Origin of the sequence: Commensalibacter communis (assembly GCF_947179015.1) — a bacterium.
GTDB lineage: Bacteria > Pseudomonadota > Alphaproteobacteria > Acetobacterales > Acetobacteraceae > Commensalibacter > Commensalibacter communis.
Window position 1 is genome coordinate 81,928 of sequence record NZ_CAMXCM010000001.1, and the last position, 12,508, is coordinate 94,435.

General features: G+C 38.2%; 12 protein-coding genes. 6 read left to right on the plus strand and 6 right to left on the minus strand.

What is annotated here, in order from left to right; translation table 11 throughout:
• Positions 1 to 15 precede the first annotated feature (15 nt).
• Positions 16 to 675, minus strand: coding sequence for a nucleoside/nucleotide kinase family protein (locus PQG54_RS00420; protein ID WP_271789434.1), 660 nt, complete (start codon positions 673 to 675; stop codon positions 16 to 18).
• A 69-nt stretch (positions 676 to 744) separates the two neighbouring features.
• On the opposite strand from PQG54_RS00420, the gene PQG54_RS00425 reads away from it, so the two are divergent.
• The 3 genes from PQG54_RS00425 to PQG54_RS00435 all read left to right on the plus strand — a co-directional run bounded on the left by PQG54_RS00425 (position 745) and on the right by PQG54_RS00435 (position 1,993).
• Entirely contained in the window at positions 745 to 1,203 is a 459-nt protein-coding gene (locus tag PQG54_RS00425) for a hypothetical protein (RefSeq protein WP_271789433.1), read from the plus strand.
• Positions 1,204 to 1,228: 25 nt separating this feature from the next.
• Entirely contained in the window at positions 1,229 to 1,537 is a 309-nt protein-coding gene (locus PQG54_RS00430; RefSeq protein WP_271789432.1) for a hypothetical protein, read from the plus strand.
• Between the two features lie 171 nt (positions 1,538 to 1,708).
• Positions 1,709 to 1,993, plus strand: a complete 285-nt coding sequence (locus PQG54_RS00435) for a hypothetical protein (protein ID WP_271789431.1) — start codon at positions 1,709 to 1,711, stop codon at positions 1,991 to 1,993.
• 39 nt (positions 1,994 to 2,032) lie between these two features.
• Here the strand turns inward: PQG54_RS00435 and PQG54_RS00440 are convergent, their stop codons facing one another.
• Entirely contained in the window at positions 2,033 to 4,321 is a 2,289-nt protein-coding gene (locus PQG54_RS00440; protein ID WP_271789430.1) for a heavy metal translocating P-type ATPase, read from the minus strand.
• A gap of 83 nt (positions 4,322 to 4,404) precedes the next feature.
• Between PQG54_RS00440 and PQG54_RS00445 the strand changes: the two genes are divergently transcribed.
• From PQG54_RS00445 to PQG54_RS00455, 3 genes are all read left to right on the plus strand, one after another.
• Positions 4,405 to 4,800, plus strand: coding sequence for a Cd(II)/Pb(II)-responsive transcriptional regulator (locus PQG54_RS00445; protein WP_271789429.1), 396 nt, complete (start codon positions 4,405 to 4,407; stop codon positions 4,798 to 4,800).
• Positions 4,801 to 4,905: 105 nt separating this feature from the next.
• Positions 4,906 to 6,009: a glycosyltransferase gene (locus PQG54_RS00450; protein WP_271789428.1), complete on the plus strand. Its 1,104-nt coding sequence runs from the start codon at positions 4,906 to 4,908 to the stop codon at positions 6,007 to 6,009.
• Positions 6,010 to 6,124: 115 nt separating this feature from the next.
• Complete coding sequence (locus PQG54_RS00455; RefSeq protein WP_271789427.1) at positions 6,125 to 6,355, plus strand: hypothetical protein; 231 nt, start codon at positions 6,125 to 6,127, stop codon at positions 6,353 to 6,355.
• A 187-nt stretch (positions 6,356 to 6,542) separates the two neighbouring features.
• Here the strand turns inward: PQG54_RS00455 and ligA are convergent, their stop codons facing one another.
• The 4 genes from ligA to lpxC form a co-directional block, all read right to left on the minus strand.
• A complete protein-coding gene (ligA, locus tag PQG54_RS00460) occupies positions 6,543 to 8,660 on the minus strand; it encodes an NAD-dependent DNA ligase LigA (RefSeq protein WP_271789426.1) in 2,118 nt (705 codons plus the stop codon).
• The gene (recN, locus tag PQG54_RS00465; protein ID WP_271789425.1) at positions 8,660 to 10,381 is read right to left on the minus strand and encodes a DNA repair protein RecN; all 1,722 of its coding nucleotides are present in this window, start codon (positions 10,379 to 10,381) and stop codon (positions 8,660 to 8,662) included. Before recN ends, ligA begins: the two co-directional genes overlap by 1 nt.
• A 28-nt stretch (positions 10,382 to 10,409) precedes the next feature.
• The gene (locus PQG54_RS00470; RefSeq protein ID WP_370866886.1) at positions 10,410 to 11,240 is read right to left on the minus strand and encodes an outer membrane protein assembly factor BamD; all 831 of its coding nucleotides are present in this window, start codon (positions 11,238 to 11,240) and stop codon (positions 10,410 to 10,412) included.
• Positions 11,241 to 11,444: 204 nt separating this feature from the next.
• Complete coding sequence (gene lpxC / locus PQG54_RS00475) at positions 11,445 to 12,458, minus strand: UDP-3-O-acyl-N-acetylglucosamine deacetylase (protein ID WP_271789423.1); 1,014 nt, start codon at positions 12,456 to 12,458, stop codon at positions 11,445 to 11,447.
• Positions 12,459 to 12,508 lie beyond the last annotated feature (50 nt).

The following is a 12,508-nucleotide window of genomic DNA, read 5'->3' on the forward strand; positions in this document are numbered from 1 at the left end:
GCAGGCTTGTTTACTTTAAATATTTCTCCACTCAATATCTAAATCAACATTTTGCTTATGTTGTTCGATCAGTTGAGCATTGGGTTCATCCGTATGCGCTACCCATGCTTTGGCATCTTCTTCGGAACGCCCAAAATAACAGTGACGATCAATTAAACGTTGTTGACGCTCTGCAACAGGGGCCGTTACAAACCAACGTTCATCAAATATGGATGCTAATGTCTGCCATTTCCCTTGGGATAATAAAAGGTAATTGCCTTCGGTAATAATCAAAGGAATATCTTCAAACACAGGAATAGATCCAGCAATCGGTTCCTCTATGGTTCGATAAAATTCAGGTGCATAAATAATTTCGTTTTCTTGTTGATTTTTCAACCGTTCAATCAGCGATTTGTATCCCCATACATCAAATGTATCAGGCGCACCTTTGCGCTCTTTGCGTCCTAGGCGTTCCAGTTCTTTGTTGGATAAATGATAACCATCCATTGGGACAATCATGGAAATCTCTTTGAGGGCTTCATGCAATAATCTGGCAACCGTTGACTTCCCAGAACCTGGCGCGCCTGCAATGGCAAGGATCGTGCGTTTATTCTTCTTGGCTAATGCTCTGGCACGTTCAATATATTCTTCAGCCAATACTAACCCTTGCACAGGATTTTCACTGATATTTGCCATTATTTTGTCCTTTAAAAACGAGTGTTTGATATAGAATAATATAATTTGTAAAAAGTGAAAGTCATTCTTATGGAAATGCTTGATGATGCAGTTAAAAGAGAACTCAGGAAATTACCATTTCAAATAAGAATTATCGATGATGTAAGTAGCCAGCGTTATTTAGCCAGTATTCTGAACGAGCAGTTTACGTGGCGTGGCTCTAAAATTGATTGGTTTACGTCCATTGGTCATCAAACTTGTGAAATTAATTTTGACAATCAAGCCTATGAACAAATAGAGCATTTTATTAATGATTCTCAAGTTGCAGAAGTAGTTTTGAATAATTCAGAAATTTATTATATGAATGATTCAGCCCTCAATTTCAGCATTTGTATCAATGGAAAAGATATGTTGCCTTTTATTAAATGGATTGTTGAGACTATACCCTTACATCATTATTTTTTTGATTTAACAGGGCATTGGTGTTTGGCGATTACGATGGAAGGCTATGTTGATTTTGGTTTTTCTGCGTTTATGTTTCATTCATAATGATTGAATTGATAATGAGAAGATCATGATGCAAGATAATTGTTGCCCATCTGAAGAGCTAAACGATCTTTTGCGACACAAAATATATATGATTTTTAGTGAAAATCTTTTGGTGTTTGGTGCAAAAGAATTTTCGGATCAACTTGTCATTCCGTTATATGATCCTGATGAACTCTATTTAGATAATATTATTCTTGATTGCGTGGAAGCACTTGAACTACCCTTTGAGTTAATTTATCAAGGAACGGCGCTTGATCAATATTATGATTACGATCCGAATAATCTTTTAACCATTGCAAAATTTGCAGATATTTTGATTGATATTTATCTTTAATATCATAGGCAATTACATAGATTTCATTCGTTACCGATCGACATACAAGAAAAATATTATCGTAAAATATACCATATCATTGAAGAGTATTTACCATCAAAATCAAACATATTTTCTCCTGATATTATTAATCGAGGTAAATATGGTATTTGTGGTTGGGCAGCGAAAAGAATGGTGATGCGATCTACTATGGTGATGGGACTTAACCAGAAAGCCATTTATCGGTATTTTGATAGCCAAAATCTGTTTATCTTTCCGATGAGATTAAGAGATATCGTTTTAGGTTTTTTTGTTGTAATGGCTTCTATAATTAACTTGATTTTTTACACGATGAAATGGGTTCTTACTGGTAAATGGGAATTTAATCGTTTTGCAGGACGCATTGAACAATCATTAACAGCAAAAGAATTTGCGGATATTTTGATTCACTTATGGTTAATGAAGGAAAATGATTGATCCATATCAATATAATCTATGGATCAACCAATAATAATTTTAATTTTTAAGTAATCGCAATCCGTTTGCAACGACCAACAGACTTGCGCCAACATCAGCAAAAACCGCCATCCACATGGTTCCCATGCCAATAAACGTTAAAACAAGAAACACTAGTTTGATCCCCAAAGCGAAGCTAATATTTTGAATAATCACATTGTGGGTTCTCTTGGATAAACGGATGAACTCAGGTATTTTACGAAGGTCATCGTCCATTAACGCAACATCAGCGGTTTCAATGGCGGTATCTGTTCCAAGACTTCCCATCGCAAACCCAATTCTTGCCGCAGCAAGGGCAGGGGCATCATTAATACCATCTCCAACCATTCCTGTTGTTCCTTGGCGTGAATATTTTACGATCACATCATATTTATCTTGAGGTAACTGATTTCCTCTGGCTTCATCAATACCAACTTCTTTTGCAATCGCTTGGGCGGTGGACGCATTATCACCTGTCAACATTACGGTCTTCACACCCAGTTGATGTAATTCATTGATTGCTTCTTGACTACTGTCTTTGATGGTGTCGGCAATGGCAAATAGTCCCAGAATTTGTTGACCATTATTCAGTAAAATAACTGTTTTTCCTTGATTTTCAAATTGTTCAACTTGTTTTTTGATTGCTTCATCACAGCTAATAATCTCATTCGTTAACCGCAAGTTCCCCAAGTAATAGATTTGCCCTTGGACAACGCCTTTGATTCCTTTGCCGACTACTTCCTCAAATTGTTCCACTGTGTATAAAGTCAAATCAGATGCAGCTTTGGCAACAGCTTGGGATATTGGATGATTAGAGTTGTTGGCAAGGCTGGCTGCTAATGTAAATCCTTGATTTGGATCGAGTTCACCATAAATGACCTGATTGGTTTGAATAGGTTTTCCGTGCGTGATGGTTCCTGTTTTGTCTAAAGCAAGGTATTTTAATTGACGTCCTAACTCTAAATAAACACCTCCTTTAACAAGGATTCCTCGACGGGCAGCAAGGGTTAAACCACTGACAATCGTAATCGGTGTCGAAATCACCAATGCGCAAGGGCAAGCAATAACCAGCATAATCAAAGCTTTATAAATCCACTCTGACCAAGTTCCGAAATGGAGCATTGGTGGAAGAATGGCAATAATCAAGGCAATCAGTAAAACCGTTGGCGTATAAATCCTAGAAAAACGATCAACAAAACGTTGAATAGGGGCTCTGTTTGCTTGTGCTTCTTCTACGGCATGAATGATACGTGCAATCGTACTATCATTCGCCAGAGAGGTTACGCTATATTCAAATAAACCAGTTTCATTAATTGTCCCCGCAAAGATTTGGTCGCCTTTGCTTTTATCGATAGGGAGGCTTTCCCCTGTAATCGGGGCTTGATTAATGGTTGTTTGTCCATGAGTAATGATTCCGTCCAGCCCAATACGCTCACCAGGTTTGATTTTAATAATATCATTGATTTTAACCGAGCTGACCTCTGTTTCTTGCCACGATCCATCTTGTTGCTGAACCATTGTTGTATTTGGGGTCAGGTTCATCAGAGAGCTAATCGCGTTACGAGCACGATCCAGAGATTTTGCTTCGATAAGCTCTGCAATGTTAAATAATACCATCACCATTGCTGCCTCTGGCCATTGCCCAAGGATCAAAGCCCCTGTCACAGCAATACTCATCAGCGCATTAATATTCAGATCAAAATTCCGAATAGAAATCCAACCTTTTTTATAAGTCTTTATTCCACATGCAGCCACAGCAATCAGCGCAAGGATCAGTTGCACCCACCATGGGAACTTCATGAAATGTGTAATCTCTGCTAAGATTGCAGCCAAAGATGCAAGGATTAATAGCCAATATTGTTTTTTATGCTCGACAGATTGTGGGCTTTTGTCATTTTTATTATAAATTTCAGGTTCAAAATCTAATTGTCGAATAACGGCTAGAATTGAATCTAAAGCATCTGGACGATGCGTAACGGTTAGAACGCGTTGTATCAAATTAAAATGAAGCTCTTTAACCGCTTTCATTTCGCCGAGTTTTTTGCGTATAATGTTCTCTTCAACAGGACAATCCATCTGCATAATGCGGATTTGCGTCAGCTGAAATCCATCAATTGTTTTTGATTCAGACAGTTCAGTCAAAGATTGAGGTTTAGAAGAACAGCAATCATCTCCATGCTGATGTTCTTTGACTTCTGTGTGATCGTGAGAATGGTTATGATCGTGAAGATTATGGTTGTGATTATTTTTTTGTTTTTGATGATTATCATGTGAATCACAATGACAGTGCTTATTTACATCTTTTACCATTCATTTTATCCTATAACTCAATTAACATGATGGCTATTCAACACCCTGAAGTAACTATAAGGTCAATCGTAAAAGAGACGAAAATGAAAATTAGTGAACTAGCACGTCAAGCAAGCTGCTCGGTTGAAACTATTCGTTATTATGAAAAAGAAAAATTATTACCTCTACCATTAAGGGAGCAAGCCAATAATTATCGATATTATGATAATACCCATTTGGAAAGGTTGCTTTTTATACGCCGTTGTAGAGCTTTAAATATGTCTCACAAAGAGATCAAAATTATTCTAGAAGCGTGTGATGTGCAAAATCGTGATTGTGGCGAAATAAATAGTGTTATTCAAGAACATCTTGTGCATGTCCAAAATAAAATCGCAAAATTAAAAATTCTTGAAGAAGAGCTGCAACATCTTAATCAACGTTGCCATGCAAGTGGTGTCGTTGAAAAATGTGGAATAGTGAATAAACTAAAGTCTTTATAAAAATATTATTAGAATTTTGAACAAATATAGTGTTTAGAGATATTTATTAATATATTTTACATGTCAAAATATAGTGTAAGTATTAGTAGGGGTTAAATAATTTTTATGAAAATTTATTATGTTATTACAAGTTTGGAAGGTGGTGGAGCTGAATTTATTGTTCCTGATTTAGCAGAATTTTTTATCAGCCAAGGTCATGATTTTAAAGTATTAGCATGCCTTCCACGAGATATGGAAACTGCAGCATTGCTAGAGGATCGTAATATTCCTTATCAACTTCTTTCGCTGAACGGGGATCATCGGTTAAAATCGACTTATAATTTACTAAAAATCGTTAAAAAATCCCGTCCTGATTTAATTTGGACGTCATTGGCACGTGGGGCAATGGATGGGCAAATCGTAGGAAAGTTGTGTAATATTCCCGTTGTCAGCTGGAAACATAGCGCCAATATAATGGCGCATAAAATCTCTGCTGTTCGTTTTTTACAGAGATATAGTCAGTTATGGGTTGCTGATTCGGATGGCGTTGCTGATTTCTTACAAACAAGTATGGATGTGGCGGCGGATCGTATTATGACGTGGCCTTTGTTCAAAGTGCTAGAAAATTTACCTGATATGCCCGTATGGGATGGCAAAGGTATTTTTCACATTGGCAGTATGGGTCGCTTACACCCAGTGAAGAATTTTGATGTAATGATTAAATCGATTGATTATATTAATAAGAAATATCCAGATGTCGGACAGCGTATTCATTTCTCGATCGCAGGGGCAGGGGAAGAAGAACATAAATTACGCAATTTAATACAAGAGTTGCAGCTTAAAAACGTAGAGTTGGCAGGCTTTTATACTAATGTGATGGATTATTTAAAAACACTGCACTTATATACGCAAACATCGACGTTTGAAGGGATGTGTATTGCATTGCACGAAGCTCTGGCAGTGGGTCTGCCTGTCATTTCAACCCCTGTTGGAGAAATGCGTTTTTGTGTGAAAAATAATCCAATAGGAACGTTGTTAAAAGAGAACTCACCCGAAGCATTGGGTGAAGCTATTGTGGAGTATTTTCATCATCCTGCTAAGGCCAACGACTATGGGAAAAACGCTCGGGGTTATATTCAATCTCGATATAGTAAAGAGGCATTTCAGAATGCAGGAAAAACAATTTTACATCGTATTGAAAACGAGATTCTACCAAAGTTCCATAAGTAAAAGTAAGCTTTATTGAAATGGATCAATTGATGTTGATGCTTGATATTCGCGTACAGGTTTTTTATTAACATACGACTTTTTATACAAATACTTGACGCTAAGAACGGATGGTACGATGAAGATCAAACTTCTTCCAATCATTTTAGAAAAAATTTCTGTTTCAGGGTCAGAAGTGCCAAGAAAAGAGACAAGGAGAAATGCAAAAATCAGAAAAGAAATAATAAAAAATAAACTTCCTAAAAAAAAACTGATGATTGTTTTCTCTGTACCAGTTGAGTTAAAATTGAAAAAACACTTAAGAAGAAATGCCATTATAAATGAAGATGGAGTAGCAATCATCAAATAAACAAAACAGCAAATGATATTGATAAAAACCACGGACTCATAACTGCCCAAAATGCTCAGTAGACGTCTATAATCGTCGTGATTACTCTGAGCAACATATGTGCCAAGGAAACCACCTAAGATTGGACTAATGAATAAAAAAAATATTAATTTTATAAATCCTAGTAAATGTTGGTCGTTAAGTTTTTTCATTCTGTTTCATCTGTTGTTGGATACCCAATAAGCTCACGCCATTCTTTTTCATTTAAACATTGAACACCCAGCTCTTTGGCTTTTCGTGCCTTACTGCCACCATCAACACCCTCGATAACAAAGTCGGTCTTGGCGGATACGGAGCTGGTTACTTTTGCGCCTAGTCGTTCTGCAATATCTTTTGCCTCAGAGCGAGTCATGGTGGATAAAGTGCCTGTAAAAACCAGGATTTTACCGACTAATGCGCCTTCTTGTGTGGCTTCAACATCTTGAATGTTCAGAACGGCAGCAAGATCATGTAAGGTTTTCTGATTATGTTCTTCTGCAACAAAGGCAACCAATTCATCGGCTATGGCTGGGCCAATCCCTTCTATGGAGCCCAAAGTTAATCGTTCATCTGATCCAACCTGTCTTGCCTTTAACATTTGTTCAAACCAGTTCGTATAAGATGTATAGTGCTTCGCCAAAATTTTGGCTGTGGCAATACCAATACGACGAATACCAAGCGCATAAATAAAACGGTCAAAGGATATCGTTTTTTTGTTTTCAATGGCGCTGAGAAGATTTTTAACAGAAAGCTCTGCCCATCCTTCAGAATGCAGGATTTTATCTTGATGGTCTTGCAGGTGAAAAATATCCGCAGGTTGGTGAATTAATCCTGCATGGAAAAATTCAGAAACGGTTTTTGTCCCCATACCGTCAATATCAAACGCATCTTTGGAACAAAAATGGATGAGGCGCTCTTCAATTTGTGCATTACAAGTCAGACCGCCTGTGCAGCGGCGCACAACTTCATTGGCAGGTTTTTCAGCATTGGCACCGCAGACAGGACAATGTGTGGGAAATTGATAAGGTTCAGAGCGTTCTGTTTCTAAGGTTGAGGGATCAACAGCAACGATTTGAGGGATCACATCGCCTGCACGTTGTAAAATCACACGATCATTTTCACGCACATCTTTACGTAGAATCTCATCTTCATTATGCAAGGTGGCTCTGGTGACAATCACACCTCCGACATTAATCGGCTCTAATAATGCCACTGGTGTCAGGGCACCAGTTCTGCCGACTTGAATATCAATTTTCTTTAGACGGGTAATCGCTTGTTCCGCAGGAAATTTCCATGCCGTTGCCCAACGAGGCGAACGTCCAATAAAGCCAAGACGTTCTTGGAGATTAATGTTGTTCACTTTATAAACAATACCATCAATATCATATGGCAGCCCAGAACGTTTCGTCATTAATTCTTGTTGAAAGGCCTCCGCCTCATCAGCATTTTTAACAACTTGATACAAAGGATTCACATCGAATCCCCATGTTTTTAATTGTTGTAGGAAAAGATCATGTGTGCTGGCGATGGACTGACTGGAATAGCCTTGGGCATAAACAAATAAAGACAAAGGACGTGCGCGCGTGACCTCTGGATCAAGTTGACGCAACGACCCTGCGGCAGCATTACGTGGATTTGCGAATAAGCGTTTATTGGCTTGTTCTTGCTCTTGATTCAGTTTCAAGAAGTCCTCTTTTGAAATATAGACTTCTCCACGGATTTCCATAATATCAGGAACATTTCCTGTCAGTTTTCGGGGTAAGGATGCGATCGTTTTAATATTCGCAGTGACGTCTTCACCAACTGTTCCGTCACCACGAGTACTTGCTTGAACTAAAATACCGTTTTCATAGGTGAGGTTAATCGAAAGACCATCAATTTTAGGTTCTGCAACAAAGGCAAGATGGGTTAGATCATCCGCTTTAAGATCTAAATATCGTTGAATACGGTTGATAAAGTCTTGAAATTCTTCACTATTAAACACATTGTCCAAGGAAAGCATCGCGACACGATGTTTGATTTTCTTTAGCCCACCTGTAGGCTGACTACCAACTGTTTGGCTAGGACTGTTTTGCTCAATCAATTCTGGAAAGCGTGCTTCAATTTCTTTATGTCTACGACGCAGTTGGTCATAAGTTGCATCATCAGCGACGGGGTTGTCTTGGTTATAATAAGCATCGTCACATTGACGCAGAAACTCGGTTAAAGTAGAAAGCTCGTCTTTTGCTTGAGGAAGGGTAAGATCTTGAGGAGCAATCGTAGAGAATGGTGTTTCAAAAGAATTCATTAATTTGATCTATGTAATAAACTATCTGCTGCAGCGCGAGCTGCATCGGTAACATGATTTCCCGCCAACATACGAGCAATCTCTTCGCGCCGTTCTTCAGCACTTAATTGTTTGGTATGGGTTAAGGTTACCCCGTTTTCAATGGTTTTACTGATTTTTAATTGAATATCACCACTGGCTGCAACTTGTGGGCTATGGGTCACTACGAATACTTGTAGATTTTGCGCTACTCGGTGTAAACGATCCCCAATAGCCGATGCTGTTGATCCTCCAACACCAGAATCGATTTCATCAAATACCAATGCAGACAAAGTCGATTGTTGGCTCAGAACAACTTTTAGTGCCAATAATAATCGAGATAACTCGCCACCTGAAGCAGCTTTATTTAATGGGGCAGGGGGAACACCAGGATTGGCGGCAATTAAAAATTGAATTTGGTCTTTGCCTGTTTGGTTCCAAGCTTCATTTGATAAGGGTGTTATTGAAACAAAGAATTTTGCACGATCTAATTTTAACGGAGTTAATTCTTGCGTGATGGCTGTTTCAAGTTTCTTAGCGATTTTTTGTCGATCAGCAGATAATTTTTCTGCAATATCTTCATATGCTGTTCGACAGTTTGCAACTTCTTGTTCAAGTTCTTGTATTTGATGGTTTCCAAGGTCAAGATTGATTAAACGGGTTTCAAAATCTTGTAATAAATTTGAAAGCTCATCAATATTAACACTGTATTTTCGCCCCGCAGCACGCAGAGTAAAAAGACGTTCTTCAATATCATCCAGATGCTGTGGATCGAGTTGAATATCATTAACAATGTGATTTAGAATATTTTCTGCTTCACCCAAAGCTTCTTCTGCACGAATAATGGCTTCTAATGCTTCTTGTACAGCTTGGTCGGTTGAACTGAGTGAAGTCTGCTCATCGAAACTAGAAGGAAGCAATTTTTGTAAAGATTTGCTGGCATTGAGTAGAGCTTGAGCAGGTTGGAATGCACGACGATCTTGAGGGGAGAGGATCGTTAAAGCTGAAGTTAGGGCTTCTTGACGACGTTCATCTTGTTGTAGATTTTTACGTTTTTCAACAAGGTCGAGCTCTTCATTAGCTTGAGGGGCAAGTTGTTTCAGTTCTTCTACTGATTCTCTTAACCATTCCTCTTCTTGGGCTGTGGCTTCGATGGTTGCCCTCAGCGCAGAAAGCTTAGCGGTTGCTTCGATCCATTTAGCATATAGAGTTTGTGTTTTTTGTAAAAAGGTTTTAGAAACACCAAAATTATCCAAGATAGATAAATGTCCTCTTGGATCCATCAAGCCAACTTGTTCATGTTGACCTTGCATTTCAACAAGGTTTTGTGCGATTTCTTTTAAAAAACTGAGCCCAACAGGTTGATCGTTAATATAAGCACGTGACCGTCCATCTGACGCAATAATTCGTCGGATAACCAGCACGCTATCCGCTAAATCAGCATCTTCAAATCCTTGTTCGGATAGTTGCTTATAAACGGGATGCGTGAGGGATATTTCGAAACAAGCCGTGACTGTGGCTTGATTAGCACCAACTCTTACCAAAGAAGCACTGGCTCTTTCGCCCAGCGCCAATCCAAGACTATCGAGCAAAATCGATTTCCCAGCACCCGTTTCCCCTGTGAAAACGGTGAGACCTCGATCAAAGAATAAATCGAGTTTTTCTATTAAAACAACATTGCGTATAGAGAGTTGTGTTAACATTGGGGGAAAACAATGCTAGGACTAATGGTTAAAATATAGAATTCCACATACGGCTAAAGAATCCAGGCCCTTTTGCAGTTGGTTTTTCGGCTTGGTTTGAAGCGAGATTATATTTCTTTAGATCATTATAGGTGTAACGATACCATGTGCTGTTAGGATAGTTATAACCAAGTATGGATGCTGTTTTACGGGCTTGGTCTGTTAATCCAAGTTTTAAATATACCTCAACAGAACGGTGTAATGCTTCTGCAACATGGTTTGTTGTTTGGTAGTCTAAAATAACCCGTTGGAACCGTGTAATTGCCGCTTCATAGTTTTTTTGTTGCTCATAGAAACGACCAACTAACATTTCTTTACCCGCCAAATGGTCGCGACAAAGATCAATTTTTAATTGTGCATCGCGCGCATATGAAGTGCCAGGAAAGCGATTGACCACATCATTTAAAGCACTCAGTGCCTCTAACGTACTTTGTTGGTCGCGCGTTACGTCAGAAATACGTTCGTAATAACATAAGGAACGTAAATAAAATGCATAGGGTGCATCGGGGCTGTTAGGATGTAACTGTAAAAAGGTTTCTAATTGCTTGACGGCTTCTGGATATTTGTTTTGTAAATAAAAAGCATATCCTTGCATCAATTGTGCATTAGGAGCGTAGCTAGAATATGGGAAATTTTCTTGTAACAATTCAAACTGCTTTGTCGCCAGTTTGTAATGTTTTGTTTTGATCGCATCTATACCATTATTATAGAGTTGCTCAGCGGTTCCTTGCTTTACATTTGCTTCGGAAGCGCTTGTTTCTAGTGTTTTTTTCTCACCTTTACTATCACTACCACTGCCGCATGCGACCAAACTAGTCACAAGCAGGACAGAAAAAAAACCGCGTGATATATGTTTAAACATATGTGAGTGTGTTTTTGGATTCACTGTAACCACAGTTTGACAACTTTCTGCTTTAATAAAAATGGCACAATACTTGATAAGCGAAATATTTTTATATCATGTCGTTAGAGAAGTTGAAGAACTTTATTTAAAAAATTTTCATTTTAATTTGAAGTGAGGTTTTTAAGCCTCTTGTATTTGATGTGTTGGGTAGGAAAAATTTACCAATTGTTCTGGTGTAATTGAACGTGCAGAGCTAGGTAAATAACACCATGCTTTTTTATCAGCCATTAATTTTCGTAACAAAAGATTATTTAAACTATGACCCGATTTATGACCGATGAATTCACCATGTATACGAACATTGGCCAAAGACAAATCGCCAATTGCATCAAGCATTTTATGTTTTACAAATTCATTCTCACAACGTAAACCATTGGGATTTAATATAGTATCATTCTCAACAACGATAGCGTTCTCAAGGCTTCCGCCTTTGGCTAGCCCCATTTTGTGAAGGATATCAATTTCACTTTTTAATACGAATGTGCGGCAATGCGCTAATTTTGTTTTGAAGTTTTCTGGCGTAAGTTGCATTTTAAAGATTTGTTTGCCAATGGCCGCAGCAGGGAAATCAATTGATAAATTCAAAGACAAACCATTATATAATGATGGATTGAGTTCCGCAAAAGCATCTTTGTGTTCGACACGGACAGTTTTCAAAATTTTAATGCTTGGTATAACTGCTAGTAAAGTTTGGCGACCTGCTTGCTCAATCAATTCATTAAATTGCGAAGAAGATCCATCTAAAACAGGAAGTTCTGGTCCATCACATTCAACAATAATATTATCAATTTGATTGCCTGATAAAGCTGCCATAAGATGTTCTATAGTTGCTATTTTTATAGAAGGATTATGCGGACAAGCGACCACAGTGCTTAATGTAGTATCAACTACATTGTTGTAATGGGCTTGAATAGGATGATTGTTAAGGTCGGTTCTGCGAAAAATAATACCTGTCCCAGCAGGCGCAGGTAATAATTTAAGATTTATATATTTCCCAGAATGTAATCCCACACCAGAAAAAGAAATCGGCGTGGAAATTGTATGTGCAGGTGCAACTGGAGATTGGATCAAAGGGAATGAAGAATAAATAGTGCGTGCAGTTAGTGGCAAAGATTTTGTTTGTATTTGATCCATAGTTTTTTCCGATCTAAATTTGATGCAACTATATTTAGATTAATACTTAG